The organism is Gemmata palustris (assembly GCF_017939745.1).
In the GTDB taxonomy this organism is placed as follows: Bacteria; Planctomycetota; Planctomycetia; order Gemmatales; family Gemmataceae; genus Gemmata; species Gemmata palustris.
On record NZ_JAGKQQ010000002.1, the window covers coordinates 448544 to 466898 of the forward strand.

Sequence of the window (18355 nt, forward strand, 5' to 3'; positions counted from 1 at the left end):
CCTCTGCGCTCTCCGCGCCCTCTGCGGTGAACCGTTTTGCTTCTCACCTACTCGGTCCCGCTCGCGAAGCCGAGCAGCGCGCGCGTCATCGGGCCGCCCGCGACGAGGAGTTCGGCAATCGCCTCCTCGAACTGTCGGTCGGTAACCACGAGTTCGGAGCCGGTCCCGTCGGCTTCGGCCGCGAGGACCGCGGCCTTACGGAGCAGTTCGCGGATGAACGCGGCACTCACGCCGTTCGTCCGGCGCACCCACACGCCCAGGTCCGCGAGTTCGAGCTTCAGCCCGCGGCTGTAGAGCTCGAACAGCCGGTGGCGGCACGCTTCGTCGGGGAGCGGAACTTCGATGGCCAGGTCGATGCGCCCGGGCCGGGCCGCGAGCGCCGGTTCGAGGAAGTCCGGGCGGTTCGTGGTGAGGATGAAGAGGATGTCCGCGTCTTCGCCGAGGCCGTCCATCTGGTTGAGCAACTCGAAGAGCAGCGCGTTCGCACCGACCGACTGCTGCTCCCGCTCGGTGCCGATGAGGTCCACGTCTTCGAGTACGATGGTCGCCGGTTCGAGCAGGCGGGCGAGCGCGCACGCGGTCTCAATGGACCCGACCGCGCCGCCCGTGAGCACCAGCACCGTGCGGCCCGTCATTTGCGCCGCGAGGTACATCGCGGAGAGCGTTTTGCCGGTGCCGGGTTTGCCGTGCATCAGGATGCCGCGCTTCAGGTGCCGGCCCGCGGCCTTGAGCCGCGCGGCGTGCTTGCTCAGCCCCATCGTCTGCCGCTCGATCCGGGTCAGCAGCTCTTCGGGCAGGATCAGGTTCTCGCGCTTAACATCGGGCAGTTTGTGGAACCGAACCGTCGTGCTGCCGTAGCAATTTTGCTCGACCGAGAGCACCTTCCCGCGGAACGCGGAACCGTGGCGGACGCCCTTCACGAGCTTGCGCGAGAACCGCTCGGCCGCCTCACGATCGGGCGCCATCACCGCAACCTGAAGCCCCTTGTCGGGCCGGTACGTCTCTTCTTCCGCGAGGAGCATTGCAACGGGCTTGCCCTCGTCGCGGAACGTATACAGCCCTTGTTTCACGCACGCGAGCCGCTGTTCGTCGGCGAGTTGTACGTCGACGAACTCGACCGGCCCCTCTTCGTACCCCTTCGCGGTGGTGGGGCGCGAGAGCTTGGCGAGCGACGCGCCGGAGTACTGGCTGGGCAACACGACCCCGACGAGCGCCGCGTCCGCACCCACGAGCAACTCCTCGGTCGTGAGGTGCAAGTTCGCGCGGTCGTAACTCTGGAACGTCTGTTCGAGGACCGGCAGCTTCGAGGGATCGGTGCCGAAGTGCTTGCGGAGCCGGGTGAAGAGGGACGGTTTCGGTGCCGGTTTCTTGGGCTTCTTGGTGACTTTTGTTTTCTTCGCCATTGCGGACCTTTGCGAGTCGTTTGGGCGGGATGGAACTCGCCGGACGGACGCCGCGAACGCGCGCCCGGTTCGCGGTCAGAACAGTTCTTCGATGACGCGGCCGACCGGCGCGAGGCCGAGCCCCGTAATCTGTTCGCTCGTGAGACCGACCTGGTTGAGCACGGTCGCGTTGAGATCGACGGGCGAGAGCGGCGAATCGGCCGGTTTGCCGGCGCGGGCGTCGCTGGTGCCCACGAACCGCCCGCCCCGCACCCCGCCGCCCGCGACGAGCGCGCTGTAGCACCCGGGCCAGTGGTCCCGCCCGGCCTTGTCGTTCACCTTCGGCTCGCGCCCGAACTCGCCCACCGCGAGCACCAGCGTGCTGTCGAGCATCCGGCGCTCGTGGAGGTCGGTGAGCAGCGCGGACATGGATTGATCGAGCCAGGGGGCGTGCCGGTCCTGCATGATCTGGAAGTTGCGGTAGTGGTGGTCCCACCCGCCGTCGCCCGAGTCCTCTTCGGCCTCGACGTGGTCGCTCCAGTTCACCTGCACGAACGGCACCCCGGCCTCGACCAGCCGGCGCGCGAGCAGGCACGACTGCCCGAACCGCGTGCGCCCGTAGGCGTCCTTCGTCGCGTCGCGCTCCTTCGACAGATCGAAGCCGGCCGCGGCGGTGGGCGAGGTGAGCATCGCCAGCGCCCGCGCGTGGTACTCGTCGATCGTACCCGTGGAGCCGATTTGGTTCACGCGCCGGTCCGCGCTCCCGAGCGCGGCGAGGAGTTTCTGCCGGTCGGCCACGCGCTCGGGGGTGAGATCGGGCGGGAGTTGCAGGGCGGGAATCTTCGTGCCCGTTGCGGGGTCGTACTCCAGTCGGAACGGGTCCCACCCGCCGCCGAGCGGCCCGCCGCCCTCGCCGATGATCGCCTTCTTCCCCTGGTGCAACTTTCCGCCAACCACAAAGAACGGATGAATCGCACCCGTAGCGCCGGTGGATTTGGCTCCACTGAGGGCCTTCGCAACGATCGAACCGAGCGCGGGGCGCGGGGAACCTTGCAGCGGCTTGCCGTCCAGCCCCGTACCGCCCGCGGCGCTGCCCGTTAGCCCGATGGTGCCCGCGATGCCGTGGTCGTTCGATTGCGTGGTGAGCGTGCGAAGGACCGCGAGTTTATCGGTGTGTTGCGCGAGTTGCGGAAACAGTTCGCAGAATCGAACACCCGGGATCTTCGTCGGAATGGTGCCGAACGGCCCGCGGTAGTCGAGCGAGGCGTTCGGTTTGGGATCGAACGTGTCGAGCTGACTCGGCCCGCCCCAGAGCCACAAGAGGATGACGGCCTTCGCCTTGGCGCCCTCCCCCTTCCCCGCGGCGCGGGCGCGCAGCAGGTCCGGGAGCGCCAGCCCCAAAACGGACGACGCACCGACTTGAAGGAACGCGCGCCGGTTCAATCCGGCGCAAGTGTGGGTCGTTCGACGGCCGACCAGGAGCATGGGGAGAGACCTCCGCGGGTGCCGCCATTATCGGGGCACAACCACGCAGGCACAAGCGCCGGGAACAGAATGACCGCGCGTTCTTTGTTGAACGCGCGGCCCGGCACGACACAAACGGGTTACTTACCCTGGTGAATCTGCTCGAAGCGGGCCGCGACGCTGGCGAACGCCGTGACCACGGTGGGGTCGAACTCGCCCTCGGACTCGGTGGAGATCAGTTTCACGGTCTGCGTGTGGCTCAGCGGCGGGCGGTGCGGGCGCCGGCTCCGCAGCGCTTCGTACACCGCGGCCAGGGACACCACGCGCGCCGCGAGCGGGATCTCGTCGCCGACCAGACCGTCCGGGTAGCCGCTGCCGTCCCAGCGCTCGTGGTGGCTGCGGGCGACCTCCGCCGCGACGTCCAGCCCCTGAACTTCGCTGCCGTAAGTTTGCGCCACCCCGACCAGTACCTCCGCGCCGATCGAGCAGTGCGTCTGAACCACCGACCGCTCGGAGGCGTCCAGGCGCCCGGGCTTCAGCAGCGTGTGCCGCGGAACACCTAGCAACCCGATATCGTACATCGGGGCGACCGCGGCCAGGATGTCCGCGTACCGCTCGTCCTTCAGTTGCAGATAGTGGCCCGTATCGGGCAGCGCCCGGCACAGCGCCCGGACGTACCGCGTGAGGCGCTGCCACTGCCCTTCCGCGGCCAGTTGGGTCTCGGCCAGCAACCGCGATACGGTGAGCGAGAGCGTCTCGGCCGCGACCGGCCGCGTGGAGCCCACCGGAGGCGGGGTGAGGATGGTATCGGAATCGCTCGACTTCGCGGGGCGCCGCATAATCAGCGCCCGCACCCGGGACAGGAACTCGACCGGCGCGAACGGCTTGCTGATGAAGTCGTCGGCCGACGAAACGGACAGCCCGCCGAGCGCCTCGGCCGGCAGGTCGCCGGAGGTGATGAGCACCTTCATGCGCTCGGAGTCCAGCCCGGCGGACCGGACCTTCTCCACGAGTTCCGGGCCGCTCATCCCGGGCAGCCCGACGTCCACCACCGCGAGGTCCGGCGGGTCGCGGGTGATTTCCGTCAGCGCGGTCTCGCCGTCCTCGGCCTCGCGCACGTCGTACTGGTCCTGGAGCAGCGCGACCATGAGCGCCCGCACGCCGGGGTCGTCTTCGACCAGGAGCACGCGCCCGCGCCCCAAGCGCTCCTGGCGCGAGCTGCCGGCCGCGGGGGTCACGCCGTGCGGCAACCAGAGGGTGAACCCGGTGAGCGCGGCGGAGACCGTGCGGGCCGACGGGAACCGCATCTCCGGGTCCGGCTCCATCAACCGCGACACGAGATCGGAGACTTCGGCCGGCACCTCCGGGCGCACCCGGCGCACGGCCATCGGCACCGTCGTGAACCGGCGGTGCAGGTCCTGAACCGGGTTCCCCGATTCTGGGTACGGGTCGCGCCCGGTGAGGGCCCAGTACAATGTCGCGCCGAGGCTGAACAGGTCCGCGCGGCTGTCCACCGAGTGCGGGTCGCGGGCCTGCTCGGGGGCCATGTACCCGATCGTGCCGAGCACGACGCCGGGCTCGGTCATCTGCTGCGTCGGGAGCCGGGCGAGCCCGAAGTCGAGCACCTTGGCCTGCCCGTCCGGGGTGACCAGCACGTTACTCGGCTTGATGTCGCGGTGGACCAGCCCGTGGCGGTGCGCCTCGCCGAGCGCGTCGGCCACCTGGCGGAACAGCTCGCAGGCCCGCAGCGCCGGGAGCGGGCCGCTGTCCCGCACCAGCGTGAACAGGTCCTGGCCGGGGATCAGTTCCATTACGAAGTATTCGCGCGCCTGGGTCCCGGCCCGCGTGTGCCGGCCCGCGTCGAAGCAGGTGACGATGTGCGGGTGCTGGAGCCGGGCGACGGCCCGGGCCTCGCCGTAGAACCGGTGGATCAGGCGCGAGCTGACGTCCGTCGAGCGGGACATCACCTTCAGCGCCACCTGGCGCCGGAGCAGGATGTGTTCCGCGCGGTACACGGTGCCCATCCCGCCCTGGCCGAGCACGTCGAGGAGCCGGTAGTTGCCCAGGATCAGGTCGTCGGCCCCGCCCTTGCGGACCGTGTCCACCTGGAACCGCGTGAGCAGGTGCAGCCCGAGCAGTTTGGCCAAAAGCGCGTCGATCGCGGTGAGCCGCGTGAGGACGTCGCGGTGGTCCGGCGGCACCTCTTCCCACTCTTCGGGCAGGAGCACCTGCGCGGACAGGAGCCGGGCGAGCAGGGACTGGGCCGGGGGCATCGCCGCTTCCATCGTTCCCGGGCCGCTGCCGAGGGCCGGCAGTTCCAGGTCCGTCGCGAATTCGTCGACCAGGGGCGACATCAAACCCTCCCGAACGCGATCGCGCTCGTCGTTTCGGTTCCGGGGGAAGAGATTCATAACAGGTGGGCGTCGGGATCGTGGGGGTCGCACCGGGCCGCAGATCGGCCGGCTCACAGCAGCCAGTCCGCGACAAACTTGCGGCACGATTCCGGTGGTGACAAACGAATGGGGCAGAAGAGCGGGGGGGGGAACTCGGGAATCACTCCCGATTCGCGCCCGGCACGCGAAAATTCGCTCACCGGTGAAGGGCTTATTCGCGCGGCGCGCGAATGCGACCGCACCGCGCGAACGCCGACCACACGCGAAACGAGCAAAACGGCCGAACTGAGAAACGAACTGACGCAAATAAGGGTTACAGGATTTGTCGCCCGCTCTACTCTTCCAGGGCCGCGAAATTCTGCACCGAGATGATGTCCCACCCATTGGGCAGGAACCGCGGTTTCAGCACGTCCCGGAAGTGGTCCCGCCACGCCCACACGAACACGCGCCAGTCGGCGCTCGCGGTGACCGTCGGCTCGGGCGCGTCCTCGTAGGTGCGGTGGCACGCGCCGCACACGAACAGCACGTTCGACAGGCACGAGCGCCACGGCTGCGGCACGTTCTTCTTGTGGCGCTTCGGCACGACGTGGTGCCGCGTGAGGTCGGTCGTCGCCCCGCAACACACGCACCGGTCGTTCTTGACCTCCATGAAGAACTCGGTGAACCCGCCGAGGTACAGTTCACGGAGCCGGTCCTCCGTTTGCGGGTCGAGGAACTGCAACACGTTCGGCGCGATCGCGCGGGCGTAGCCCTTCCGCAAGTAGAACGCGGCCCGTTTCGCGCTGCACCTCAAAATCGGGTCGCCCTTCGTATCGAGCACGCGGAACGTCTCGTAGCGCGTCGCGCCGTCGAGGTGTGTGTAGTCCGCGCGCTCGTCGGTCGGCTCCCAGCCCGCTGCGGCGAAGTTCTTGACCTTACAGCGGCCCGAACCGGCTCGAAGGACCCGTTCCGGGCCGTGCAAAAACTGGAACTCCGCCCACTCGTCCGCGACGGCCGTGACGGCCGTGACGCGAACGACCTCGGCCTTTCCGCCGCGCCGTCTCGCGTAGATTTGACCGGTTTGCGGGTTCATTACACCAACCCGAACGCGCGCACGGGGAACGTACCCATGCCCCTCACTTTGACAGGCGTCGCAAAGAATCGGAAGTCCGAATCGGGCAGCGCGGCCAGCCCCGTGAGGTGCTCCACGACCGGCACGCCCGCACCGAGCAGCGCGGTGTGGACCGGGCGCTGCATGTCGGCGGTGTCATCAATGTTGAGCGAATCGATACCCACCAGGGCGGCGCCCGCTTCGGCGAGGTACGCGGCCGCCTCTCCCGTGAGGAACGGGTGGCCCTCGAAGTATTGGTCCGTGCGCCAGTGTGCGTCCCAGCCGGTGTGAACGAGGACCGCTTTCCCGCGAACATCGAGCCCCGCGAAGAATTTGCGCGTAACCGCGCGGCCCGCGGTCGGGTCGAAACGCACCACGAGTCCGGGGATGTGCGCGACGCGGTCCAAGGGCAGTTGCGATACGTCCGCTCCGTCCGCGAACCGGTGGAACGGCGCGTCGAGGTACGTCCCGGTGTTCGAGACCATCTCGATTTTGCCGATGTGGAACTCGGTGCCGGGGGCGTAGACCGACCGCGACGCCTCGCGCGAGAGGAAGTCGCACACGAGCGGGGCGGGCAGCCCCTTGTAGGTAATCATCCCGCTCTCGATCGTGTGGCTCACGTCAATCAGCATGGCACCCTCGATTCCTGGAACCGCATGCGCCCGCGGTTTCGGGCATCATACCGTCTCGTTGACAACCACGCACACGAAGACAACACACGGGTAGTTAGGCTCGTTTCGAGATCCCGTAGCGACCGAACGAGCCGCGACCGCAAGGGAGCGGGGCTTCCCGTGTGTGGAACTGGGACGATAAACGGGGTGCGCCTCCCGCTCCCTTGCCAGTAGTTTCAAGTGATTTGGCAGTGCCGCATGGGAGTTCCTAAGTTCAAGGTTCTCAGGCACTTGAACGGGAGCCTCCCATGCGACGTGGTTACTCTACGATCACCCCGGCGGTGGTCCACGCACTGACGCGCCGAACGTTGGAACGGGCCCTGGGTTGGACCGACTACAAGCGGTCGGTCACGCGCACCCAGTTGCTCGACCTGGTGCTGTTGATCGCGGGCACCACCCGCACGTTGTTCGCGGTAGTGACCCGGTACTTCGGGTTCTCCCACGAGACCGCGCGACAGGCGATGCACGCCAACCGGGGTTCCCGGGACCAACTCACGGCCCGGTTGGTGGATGCCCTTCACCAGGTGGCGGGGTTCACGCGCCGGGACCGGAGGCGCCGGTGGACGTGTGCCATCGATGTGCATTACGTCCCCTTTTATGGGGATCGCAGCACCCCGGGGATCATCGGCGGACCCAAGAAGGCCGGGACCTCGTTCTTTCACGCGTACGCCACCGGGGTACTGATTCACAAGCACCGGCGGTACACCGTGGGGCTGATGAGCGTGACGAAAGGAACCAAGCCGCACCAGCAGGTGCAGACCCTTCTGGACCAGGTGGCGGCCCGCGGGCTCACGGTCCGCGGGGTGGTTCTGGACGCCGGGTTCGACAGCGGGGAGACCCTGTTGCTGTTGCAGGAACGGAACCTGAGCTACACGGTCCCGATGCGCAAGAAGGGCACCGGTACCAACCGCCGCAACGCCAGCTACACCCAACCCCACGGCACCATCACCACCATGGAGTGGGTCACCGAGAAGAGCCGCAAGGCGGTATCGACTCGGGTGCTCGTGTGGCAACGGAAGGGCGAATCGCACGCCCGGGTGTACGCGTTCCGCGGGTGGGGCGATGCGACCGCCGTGTCGGAGGCGAACCGGGCTCGGTTGGGGCGCCGGCGGTACCGAGAGCGGTTCGGGATCGAGACCAGCTATCGGCAGAAGAACCAGGCCCGCGGGTGGACCACCAGCACCAACCCCGAGTACCGGTTGCTGCTCGAGGGCGTGGCCCTGCTGTTGCGCCAGGTGTGGGTGTACCTGACGCTCCGGATCGCTCGGGCACGCGGGCTCGCGCCGACCGCCTGGGTCGCCCAGTTCCCGTTGGCCGAGATGCTCGACTGGCTCACGCAACGGATCCGCTCACGATACCCACGCACACGATGTATTACCCTGCCACACAATACACTTACAACCAACGCAACGCCTTGAAACTACTGTTGCGGTCGCGGCTCGCTACAAGAACTAGTTGGGCTATCGTTCGCCCAGTTGCCGGGCTATATCGCGAATGAAGCTGCTCCCCACTCACGAGGTGCGCCCGTGAACATCCGCACCGCGCTCGGCTTGGTCGCCTTGGGCACACTGGCCACCGCTTCGCTCGCTGGAGAGCCGAAGGAAACGAAGCTCAAGCCGACGCTCGTCCTCCGTGGCTCGCACAGTGCGATCCGCAAAGAGCGGTTCGTCGTAGTGACTCAGGAACGCGAGTGGAAAGAACTGTGGGCGCAGCACCGCGGGAAAGAAGCCGACCCGCCGTTCACTGAGCGCGACCAGGAACTGAGCCCCGATTTCGACATACACTTCGTGGTCGCCGTATTCGTGGGGTGTGACGCAAGTCTGTCGGTCGAGACGTTCATGCGAGGCGACGAAGTATTACTTCACGTCTCCGCTCGTGGCTATCAAACAGAGGGGCGCCTCCCTGGGCAGGTGGATGGCCTCTCCAAGCGGACAGCACACCAGGAAGCAAAGGATGAGGCAGTTGCGGATTACTGCTTCATCGTACTCCCGAAACCCCTCAAGACGGTGGTCGTGGAGACGGACGTTCGCCGCCAGCTCGACTTGCCGCCTCAGTGGAAAGAACAGGTACGATTCCATGTACCCCAGGACAAGAAGTAAGCACACCTCCTGCGCCGCTGCTGTACTACCACAACCGAAATCAATCCAACGCAGCACCGACCGATTTCAGAAGGTCGGTGCCACGCGATTCGGAATCACTTCGCCACGTCCGCACCCGGTAGCACGAGATCGTTGAACCGGTCCACTGGTTCCTTCGCGGTCCACGCGATGCCTCGCAGGAGCAGCACGCGGAAGAGTGGGTCGTCGAACGTCCAGGAGTAGTGGCCGGGGATCGATACGAACACGCGCCCCTTTCCGCGCTCCACCGACCAGAACAGCGGTTGCGGTTTCGCGTCCTCGTTGGCCCACCCAAGGACGCGCTCCTTCGGTAAGTCGCCGGTCAGTTGCCAGTAGCTCTCGTCCACCAACTTCAGTTTGTCGAAGTTGCGCGCGATCGGATGTTTTGCGTCCTTGAAGTCGAGGTCCACCGGACCGTGGCGGAACTTGGAGCCGTTACCCCACGTCAGCCCGATGCGCTTCGCGAAGCCGGGCGAATCCTTCTGCCCGTCCACTGCCCAGTGGAGGTACGTCAGACCGCCGCCGCGCTCGAGGAACGCATCGATCTCGGCGGCGCGTTTCGCGTCCCAGTCGCCCCGCTGGAAGAAGACCATCGCGTCGGCCTTCTGGAACTCCTCCTTCGCGGGCCACTCCATTGCGGTCACGACTTCGACCTTGTCGTCGGCCGCGAGCAACTCGGCCCACGCCTTCTGCCACGCGGGATAGTCGTGCTCGCCCTTCCCGTGGTCTTTTGGCCCTGCCACCAGCACGACGCGAATGGGGCGCGTTTTCTCGGGCGGGTTGGGCGCCCCCGCGAGCGCTGCATTCACCTCCGCGAGCGTGCGCGGCTTGGGGCGCGTCTCGGGGCCGACGTAATCGTCCGGCATTCGTGGCGCGGGAGTGAGCAGGAACGTGAGTAAATCGCGGGCCTGATCGGGCGGGAGCTTCTTCAGCAAGTCGTCCGGCATGACCGATAGCGGTGACGCCTTGATCGACTCCACGTCGGTGCGATCGACGATCGTGGTCGTCCCCTTATTGTCGCCGATATGGAGCTTGTCGCCGACCGTGCGGATCACCCCCGTGAGTACGCGATCATCTTTCAATGTGACCACGGACGCGAGGAAATCGGGGTTAATGGCGAAACTCGGTTGCGTGATGTCGCGCACCACGGAACCGTAATCGCGATGGATGAGGTTCGTGAGATCGGGACCGATGCTGCCACCCTGTGAATGGACGCTGTGGCACTTGAAGCACGCCGCTTGCTCGCTGAAGAACACCTTGCGCCCGCGCGCCCAGCTCCCGCCATCGAGTTCCTTCGGGCGCGCGAGTTCGATCGGCTTCCCGATTTCGGCCTTCGTATCCGCCCACGGAACGAGCGCGCGGCGGAGCGGGAACGGGCGCGGGCTCTTATCTTCTGCGGTGAACCACGTCACAGAAGCGGAGCGCCAATCGCCCGCGCCGGGTGTCACCCGCACCACGAGACGCTCGGGCCACAGCCCCCCTTCCTTTGCTTCCGTAATAAGAGATTTTCCGTGCTTAACCGTGATCTGTTCCTTCGGGAACTGGTAATCGATTTTCGATCCCGGTTGAACGGCCGGGCGGAGCATATCAATCAGGTTCAGTTGTCCCTTCAGTACCAGATACCCGCCCTTCTTCATTTCTTCCCAGAGAGCGGCGTGAGCGGCGCTCCCGGCGGTCAGTTTCTGAGCGAGCGATAAGTCCAGGGTCGGCAACCAACCGGTCCGCACCGCTTTGCCATTTTCGTCGAACCATGTTGCCTCACAACCGCTCAAATCGAAGTCGAGATCGATCTGAGGGTGCTGCGTGAGAGCGCCCTTCGGCGTCTTGTCCTTTGCGGGCCGCCCCATGCCAGGAAGCGTGAGCGCGTAGTGCCCGGCACCGTGAAGCGGGTCCGTGGCCAGCACGAGCGTTCGGCGGTCGGGGGTGAGTTGCGCCGAATGAACCGGTACATTGAAGCGCGGGGCGAGTTTCTCGGCCTGAACGACCGCGTACCCCGGCCAGAGTGTTTCAAAGCGGTCGCCGGCGCGAACGAACTTCCCCGCGGTGAGCTTCGTTTGCGCCAACACGTCACGGAGCAACTGCGGATCGACCGGCCGATCGAACTCGACGCGGACCTCGCGCGGCCCCGCGGGGTACACCAACACCGGTTGCGGGTGTTCTTTGTCGGTGTAACTGATCTTGTAGAGCTTGCCCTTCCCCGTTGGCCCGCTGCCCCAATCCGGGCCACCGCTGTGACACGCGACCACGAGCGAACCGTCCGGCGCGATGCAGCAATCGATGGTGAGCATGTTCAGGCACGCGAAGAGGTGATTCTTCGCCACGTAGCCCGCGTCCGTTTTCACCAACTGCGTGCGGTACAGTTTGCCGCGCGACTCGCCCGTTACGATCGCATCGCCCGCCCAACTCTTCGGACCAAACGTTTGACCGTCCCGCGCAACGGAACTTCCTGTTCCGGCAGGGACGGTCGGGAGGTGGCCGCCGTCTTTCACCGGTTCGTTAAAACAGAACCCGCACGTCGACTGGTGCTGCGGGCCGTAATCGAACGTGCTCGGTTCATCGATCACGTCCGGCAGGTGCTTCGGGTGCCGCGGCGGGAACCCGTAGTGCCTCACCTTTTTTGGGGAGGCCCCCCCCGCGGGTTCCCCCCCCGCCCCCCTCCTGTCGTCTCGCTGGATGTGCAGTAGCTCGTCGAGCGGGTTGCCGTTAGGGAGCCACGTCGCGCCCTCTTGGTCCGTGCAGAACAGATCGCCGGCCTTGTTGAATCGCAGCCCCACAGGAAACCGGATGCCGGTCGCGACGATTTCGCGCGTCTTGAAGTCGGGGGCGACGCGGATGATCGTTCCTTCTTCGTCTTTGAGCGAGTATTGCGATTTGCTGTCCTTGTCGACGCGGTACGCATCGGTGTAACTGAACGCCCCGCGCCCGTAGTACACGGCCCCGTCCTTCGGGTCGAGCGCGACGCCGAGCGCGTCCACGTTGTTCGCGATCTCCTTCCACCCGTCCGCGACGATGATCTCCTTATCGGCTTTGCCGTCGTTGTCGGTATCGACGATGAGCGTCACCTTCCCCTTGCACGCGACGAACACCCCGGCACCGTGCTTGTACCCCGGCGGCGTGAGGTCCATTCCGATCGGCGCCCGGAGCCGCCCCTTGTTCTCCCAAAACAGTTCGGCCTTATCCTCGACGCCGTCGCCGTCGGTGTCCTTCAGCACCCAGATGTCGCCGTTGTAGCACAGTGCTACGAGCGCCCCGTCCGCGCGGTACTTCACGTTATTCACGTTCGTGAGATCGACGGGGAGTTGCTTCACCGTGAATCCCGGCACGAACACCTGCACCGGGGGCGGGTCTGTAACCGGCACGAGGCGCTCGCCCGCGGCCGGGGGTTCGGGCGGGAGGTTCTGCTTCAAGTTAGCGTGTTTCGCGGTGAGGTACGCGCGCACCTTCTTGGCTTCGTCGTCGGTGAGCGCGCGGTCGTAGAACAGCACCTCCGCGATGTCGCACCGGGCCGGGCCGCGTACCTCGTGCGCACCGGGGCCGTTGGTGTAGAACCGCGCGCCGACGGTAATCTCTGCCAGGCTCAGTGCGGCGGGCGCCCAGGGGCGCTCGCCGCTCGCGACGCCGTCCGTGAACAATCGAATCGACTTGGCTTCGGCGTTCCCGCGCACTTCGAGTTGGTAGAGCTTCCCGAAGTCACCACCGGGCTTGAGCAGGTTCTGCCATCCGCCGAACCCCCGGCCCTCAACATTGAGATCGGTGAAACGCGGCGTGAAGTTCGGTCCCATGTCGATGGTGAAGCCGCTTTCGTAGTCGCGCCCGTTGGGGGCGTTGAGCGCGAAGAACCCGCGGAACGCGCCGGGATTAGTTCGCGGTGCGACCACAACGAAGGCCGTGAACGCCTTCGCGTCGTCTTTACCGCCCGTGAACCGGAGGTGATTGGTTTCGCCGTCGAATCGCACGATGCTCGTGTCGCCGACCTTCACAATCTTCGGCTGCGCGGTCGCGGCCGGTTGCTTCAGATTCCGACCCCTCCCGGACCCGTCGAACCACGTCGCGAGCTTCCCACCCGCCGGGGGCTTCTCGTTGTTGGCCTTGCGCGCGGCGTCGATGCGGCCCGCGTCCAACCACAGCGCGATACCGTCCGTAACGGGGAGCTTGTCATCGGCCCACGGCTCGACCGCGTGCGTAACGGCCCGCCCGGTGAGTGTGCAAAGAAGGACGAATGCGAGTCGGAGGTAGAGCATGAGTCACGGTTCCCGGAAGAGGTGTTCCGATGGTAGCCGCGACCCGCAAAGACGGGGAAGTGAAATCTCGGTTGGGCACAGAAGAGAGGAGATGCACAGGGCTTCCGCCCTGTGCTACGTCAGACGGCCCCTCCGGGGCGGAAACGCATTGAGGGTGTTGGTCTTCATCCAGGTAGATGGCTTTCGGTATTCGCCCCGGAGGGGCCGTCTGACGTAGCACAGGGCGGAAGCCCTGTGCATCCCCCCGTGCATCCCCCACCCGCGCCTTACTTCCCGGCTTTGGCGGCTGCGTATTTGGCCTCGACCGCCTTCCAGTTCACCACGTTCCACCACGCATCGATGTACGCGGCGCGGAGGTTCTGGTACTTCAGGTAGTAGGCGTGTTCCCACACGTCCACGCCGAGGACCGGCACCAAACCCTCCATCAGCGGGCTGTCCTGGTTCGGCTTCTTGAGCGCTTCGAGCTTGCCGGAGGTCGGGTTGTACACGACCCAGCTCCACCCGCTGCCGAACTGCGTGAGGCCGTTGTTCTTCACCGTGTCCTTGAACTTGGTGAAGTCGCCGAACCCTTCCTTGATCGCGTCCGCGATTTGGCCGGTCGGTTCGCCGCCGGCGCCCGCGCCCATGATCTCCCAGAACAGCGTGTGGTTGTGGTGCCCGCCACCGTTGTTGATGACGGCCTGCTTGATCCCGGCCGGCACGCTCCCGATCCCGCGGAGCAGGGTCACGATGTCCTGGTTCGCGAGGTCCGGGGCCGCTTCGAGCGCCTTGTTCAGGTTGTCGACGTAAGCCTTGTGGTGCTTCTGGCTGTGGATCTCCATCGTCTTGGCGTCGATGTGCGGTTCGAGTGCGTCGAACGCATACGGCAGCGCGGGGAGGGTATGTGCCATTGGGAAATTCCTCGGGTATGAGACGGGAACCACGCGGGCGGTCGGTCGCCCGACCCAGTCAGTTTATGGACGGGTGCGGGGTTTGCGTGGAACTGCTCAGCGGAACTCGAAAGCCCGACGATAGGTGAACCCGATTGGAACCGACGGCGCCATACCGACAGCGCGCGACGTGAACCCCGCCCGCAAGGGCGGCGGGTGCGCGTACTTGTCGGCGCGAAGCCCCCCCCCCGCCCGCAAGGGCGGGGTTCGCTTGCCTCTCAGTGGGCACCCACCCTTGCGAGGGAGGGGCGCGCCACCCTTGCGGGGTTCACTTGGGAAGTTCGAGGACCTCGATATTGCGGAACCGCGCGGTGTACCGGCACTGTTGGAACCCGATCCGCCCCTGTTTGCGCTTGAGGGCGGGGAACCGGCTCCCCTGCGCGATGAGTCGGTCCAGATCGGCCGTCTGAATTACGCTCCCGTTCAGTGTCACCTTGAGCGCCTGCCCCACCATCTCGATCTCGACCGCGTTCCACTCGCCCGGCAGTCGGAGCTTGGCCGGGCTCGTGGGCTTCAGCACGGGGGCGGTTGGTCCGCTCCCACCGGCCACCTGCCCGGTGGGGAGCCACTGCCACTCCTTATCCGCGTCGTCGGAGAGTTCCACCTGTTGGTGGTACGCGGTCGGCGTCGGGCGCCCACCGGGGGCCAAAATCGGGCGCTCCCCCGGCACCGCGCGGAACGCGAACCCGGAGTTCCCGCCCGCCTCGAGCTGGTACTCGAAGCGCAACCGCATGTCGCCGTAAGGGTGCTGACTCAGGAGCCACGTCTGCGGTCCGTTCTTGCGCCCGGTCGTGGCGAGCGCGCCCTCTTCGACGCGCCACTGATCGGCGTCGCCGCCGTCCACAACCCAACCGGATAGATCGGTGCCGTTAAAAAGGGGAACGAATCCGGTTTCGACGGGTTGAAGCGCGGTGGGAGTGGGGCCACCGATCGGGGGCACTGCAGGCGCCCCACCGGAAAGAGCGATCGCCGTGACACCGAGGGCAATCGCCAGAAGCGCACCACCCGCACCGACCGCGCGCCACCGGCGTTTCGGTCGCGCGGGCGTCGGGGGTTCTTGTGGGGGCACGGTGAACGGCTCCAGTGCCGACGCGACCTCGGCCGCCGTTTGGTACCGATCACCGGGGGCACGGGCCGTCATCTTTGCGAGAACCGCGGCGAGTCCGTCGGGCCAGGACGCCTGGAGCGCGTCTGACTCCGACGGATCGTCCTCGCCCGGTTGCTCCCCCGTCAGCAGGAAGCGCAGCGTGACCCCGAGGCTGTAAACGTCCGACCGAACGTCCGCGGCGTCCGCGTTCCGGACCTGTTCCGGGGAAGCGTACCCGGGGGTTCCGAGTATCGGCCCCAGCACGGCGACCGAGTCGAGGTCCGGCTCCGCGAGCTTGGCCAGTCCGAAGTCCAGAACCTTGAGCACGTCCCGCCCGTTCGCCCGGAACACCATCAGGTTCTGTGGTTTCACGTCCCGGTGCGTCATCCCGCGCTCGTGGGCGTGCTGGAGCCCCAGAGCCGCCTGCCGCGCGCAGGAGCACGCGCGCGCCGGCGAGAGCGGCCCGCGCGATTTCACCAGGCGCGCCAGGTTCTCGCCCTCGACGAACTCCATCGCGAACGCCAGGGGGCCGCCCGAAAGGGCGGTGTAAACGGTGACCACGTTCGGGTGGTTGAGCCGCGCCGCGGCCCGGACCTCTTGTCGGAACTGGTCCTCGGACCACGGGCCGCTCACGACCTTGATCGCTTCGAGGCGATCGAGAGCGCGGTTCCGGGCCAGGTACACGATCCCCATCCCCCCGCGGCCCAACTCGCGCAGGAACTCGTACTCCGGGAACGCCCCGCGCGGCATCAGTTCGGCCGCGCCGGGCGCGAACCTCGGGACGAATCCCGGCACGGTCGGAACCGAAGACTGAGTCGACCCGCGGCCGTCACCGTCGAAGTCGGATGCGTTCGTCATTCGGCGGTCTCTGGAGTCCCGGTGCAGGCACTCGGGCGCGGTGTTCGGTACCACACGGTACTCGACTGCCCCGGTGTGCTGGCGCGAACATTTTCGATTCGCAGTGGGCGATCGGGGCGGCCCGGTGCAACGGAGTCATGAAACTCGTTGGATCGCATGACTATATCCGATTCAATGACGACGGTACAGCGTTCCGGTGCCAAATTTCCGCACTGGGGCCGAGTACGGACCGGGCACACGTGTGCGCCCGCGATCCCCCCAGCAAATACGCGCTAACCTGGTGAAAATATAACTGCGTATATTATCACCCGGTGGTATAATAGCTCGTGAGATTGAAACCGCGGAACCTCTGCGCAGTACGCGGTACCAGTTGGCCCCCGAAAATGTTAGCAATTGTTAACCTCAAACGCGAAATACCCGGAAATCACGGTGAATTTGCGATCTCGAATTGCGAGAAAACGTAGCCACCGCCCCCATTTTGATGGCGAAATGTTAGCGTAAGGTTAGCTTTCTGGAACACCGCACTCAGTAACAGCAAAGACGCTTTGTGTTTCGGTGACGCGAGACTGGCCCTTAGGATCGGAGGGAGCGATCTGCGCGCGGCGCTTCTTCCCCAACATTATGAAGTGCGGGCATTGGCGTTGTGCTGGTACAATCCATAACTCTACAGCCGATGTCGAAATGACACGACACCGGTACGGGCGAAGCGAGTCGCGTGATGCGCCAGACGCGAGCGGTTGCGCGATGCTATGAAATGACGACCCGGATCTCGCGAACCGCATCGTATGCGGCCGCGCGTCCGCGACCCGATCTGTGCCCGAGTCGAAGCGCGCGGGCGCTAATTAGCCCAGTTTCTCGTCGCGCACGCCGAGGAGCCGTTCGAGCATGTCCCTGAGCGACCGCGAATCGCTGCTCGCCGCCATTATCGCGGACCCGGAAGAGGACACTCCGCGCCTCATGTTCGCGGACTGGCTGAAGGAGAACGGCGACCCGGACCGCGGTGAGTTCATTCGCTTGCAAGTGGAAGCGGCGCACGCGGAACCGTTTAGCCCCTGCGCTCGGGAGTCGGAGGCCGCGGCCCAGAAGCTACTGGACCGGTTCCGAGAAGAATGGACCCAGCCCGTAGCGGAACGCATCATCGGGTACAGGTTCGCGCGGGGGTTTATTGAGCACGTGGGCGTGAACGCGGCGACGTTCGCACGCGACGCTTCGGCGCTGTTCGCGGCCGCCCCGATTCGCTCGCTTCTCGTGGAACGGTTCACGTTCACGATGGCTCCCGTTTCGCTCGCAGCGCTCTTCAACTCCCCTCAACTAACGCGAGTGAAGCGGCTCGATTTCAGCAAACTAAGGCGGGACCCAGATTATTTCGATCAACTCGCCGCGTGCTCGCACTTGGGGCAACTGACGGATCTGAACTTACGGGATCTTCCGGTGCCGATCCCCTGGCTTCGGGCGCTTCTCGCCGGCCCCGCGCTGCCGTCACTTATCGGGCTCGATCTGACCGACGACACAAACCTTTTCGAAGTCTTGACCGAGGCACTTCCCCGTGCCGATCACCGACGGCTTACTCGGATCGATTTGAGCTTTATCAGATTCTCTTCAGATCAGATCCAGAAGACCCTTGCGAGTCGGTGCCTGCGCACGGTGGAGGAACTGCGGTTCGCGTGGCGCTCCAAGCCGAACGGACCGGGACCGCTCACGCACTTGAATTTGGGCTGGACCATTCCGCTCGACCACCTTCGGGTGCTCGATCTGGACGGGCAAGGTGTGAGCGACCCCGGCGTGGGCGAGATCATCGCTGGAACGAGTCGGCGCCCGGTCCCGTCGCCGTTACGGTGGTTGGGATTGGCAAACAACAGCCTCACGGCGAGCGCGGTTCACGCGCTGGTCGACTCCGACCCGGCGCGACTGAAACTGTACCACCTCGATCTGCGGAACAACGGCCTGAGTGCTTCGCACCGCGTCGCGCTGAAGGGGCGGTTTCCAGAGGCAGAAGTGCTTGTGTAGATGAGACGAGGCTTTCCTCGGCCGTTACTCGTAGCGCCCGTGGAGGACGAACGAGCATAAAAGCAGAACCCCCGGACGAACTCGTCCGAGGGTTCGGTACTACACGATGCGATCTA

General features: G+C 65.9%; 11 protein-coding genes. 3 read left to right on the top strand and 8 right to left on the bottom strand.

The features are described from left to right. Nucleotides 1–47: 47 nt before the first annotated feature. From J8F10_RS36275 to J8F10_RS36295, 5 genes are all read right to left on the bottom strand, one after another. Nucleotides 48–1403, bottom strand: coding sequence for an AAA family ATPase (locus J8F10_RS36275; RefSeq protein WP_210663023.1), 1356 nt, complete (start codon nucleotides 1401–1403; stop codon nucleotides 48–50). A gap of 75 nt (nucleotides 1404–1478) precedes the next feature. Continuing rightward, on the bottom strand, nucleotides 1479–2867 hold the full coding sequence (locus J8F10_RS36280) for a DUF1501 domain-containing protein (RefSeq protein WP_210663025.1): 1389 nt from the start codon (nucleotides 2865–2867) through the stop codon (nucleotides 1479–1481). Nucleotides 2868–2986: 119 nt separating this feature from the next. Beyond that, nucleotides 2987–5200 (bottom strand): protein kinase domain-containing protein, encoded by a 2214-nt coding sequence (locus tag J8F10_RS36285; RefSeq protein ID WP_210663027.1) that lies wholly within the window; start codon nucleotides 5198–5200, stop codon nucleotides 2987–2989. Between the two features lie 373 nt (nucleotides 5201–5573). Further along, nucleotides 5574–6311, bottom strand: a complete 738-nt coding sequence (locus J8F10_RS36290; protein ID WP_210663029.1) for an HNH endonuclease signature motif containing protein — start codon at nucleotides 6309–6311, stop codon at nucleotides 5574–5576. Next, nucleotides 6311–6961, bottom strand: a complete 651-nt coding sequence (locus J8F10_RS36295; RefSeq protein ID WP_210663031.1) for a cyclase family protein — start codon at nucleotides 6959–6961, stop codon at nucleotides 6311–6313. Before J8F10_RS36295 ends, J8F10_RS36290 begins: the two co-directional genes overlap by 1 nt. Before the next feature lie 287 nt (nucleotides 6962–7248). Between J8F10_RS36295 and J8F10_RS39595 the strand changes: the two genes are divergently transcribed. Both J8F10_RS39595 and J8F10_RS36310 read left to right on the top strand, forming a co-directional pair. Continuing rightward, nucleotides 7249–8418, top strand: a complete 1170-nt coding sequence (locus tag J8F10_RS39595) for a transposase (protein ID WP_246522717.1) — start codon at nucleotides 7249–7251, stop codon at nucleotides 8416–8418. A gap of 108 nt (nucleotides 8419–8526) precedes the next feature. After that, complete coding sequence (locus J8F10_RS36310) at nucleotides 8527–9099, top strand: hypothetical protein (protein ID WP_210663034.1); 573 nt, start codon at nucleotides 8527–8529, stop codon at nucleotides 9097–9099. Nucleotides 9100–9194: 95 nt separating this feature from the next. Here the strand turns inward: J8F10_RS36310 and J8F10_RS36315 are convergent, their stop codons facing one another. The 3 genes from J8F10_RS36315 to J8F10_RS36325 form a co-directional block, all read right to left on the bottom strand. Continuing rightward, a complete protein-coding gene (locus J8F10_RS36315) occupies nucleotides 9195–13358 on the bottom strand; it encodes a ThuA domain-containing protein (protein WP_210663036.1) in 4164 nt (1387 codons plus the stop codon). Between the two features lie 266 nt (nucleotides 13359–13624). Then, entirely contained in the window at nucleotides 13625–14248 is a 624-nt protein-coding gene (locus J8F10_RS36320; RefSeq protein ID WP_210663039.1) for a superoxide dismutase, read from the bottom strand. 307 nt (nucleotides 14249–14555) lie between these two features. After that, a complete protein-coding gene (locus tag J8F10_RS36325; protein ID WP_210663041.1) occupies nucleotides 14556–16232 on the bottom strand; it encodes a protein kinase domain-containing protein in 1677 nt (558 codons plus the stop codon). A gap of 885 nt (nucleotides 16233–17117) precedes the next feature. On the opposite strand from J8F10_RS36325, the gene J8F10_RS36330 reads away from it, so the two are divergent. After that, nucleotides 17118–18239, top strand: coding sequence for a TIGR02996 domain-containing protein (locus J8F10_RS36330; protein ID WP_210663043.1), 1122 nt, complete (start codon nucleotides 17118–17120; stop codon nucleotides 18237–18239). Nucleotides 18240–18355: the final 116 nt, after the last annotated feature.

Bases quoted from the DNA above. Each gene is read 5' to 3' on its own strand.
- J8F10_RS36275 (WP_210663023.1), bottom strand. From the start codon at position 1,403: ATGGCGAAGAAAACAAAAGTCACCAAGAAGCCCAAGAAACCGGCACCG.
- J8F10_RS36280 (WP_210663025.1), bottom strand. From the start codon at position 2,867: ATGCTCCTGGTCGGCCGTCGAACGACCCACACTTGCGCCGGATTGAAC.
- J8F10_RS36285 (WP_210663027.1), bottom strand. From the start codon at position 5,200: ATGTCGCCCCTGGTCGACGAATTCGCGACGGACCTGGAACTGCCGGCC.
- J8F10_RS36290 (WP_210663029.1), bottom strand. From the start codon at position 6,311: ATGAACCCGCAAACCGGTCAAATCTACGCGAGACGGCGCGGCGGAAAG.
- J8F10_RS36295 (WP_210663031.1), bottom strand. From the start codon at position 6,961: ATGCTGATTGACGTGAGCCACACGATCGAGAGCGGGATGATTACCTAC.
- J8F10_RS39595 (WP_246522717.1), top strand. From the start codon at position 7,249: ATGCGACGTGGTTACTCTACGATCACCCCGGCGGTGGTCCACGCACTG.
- J8F10_RS36315 (WP_210663036.1), bottom strand. From the start codon at position 13,358: ATGCTCTACCTCCGACTCGCATTCGTCCTTCTTTGCACACTCACCGGG.
- J8F10_RS36320 (WP_210663039.1), bottom strand. From the start codon at position 14,248: ATGGCACATACCCTCCCCGCGCTGCCGTATGCGTTCGACGCACTCGAA.
- J8F10_RS36325 (WP_210663041.1), bottom strand. From the start codon at position 16,232: ATGACGAACGCATCCGACTTCGACGGTGACGGCCGCGGGTCGACTCAG.
- J8F10_RS36330 (WP_210663043.1), top strand. From the start codon at position 17,118: ATGTCCCTGAGCGACCGCGAATCGCTGCTCGCCGCCATTATCGCGGAC.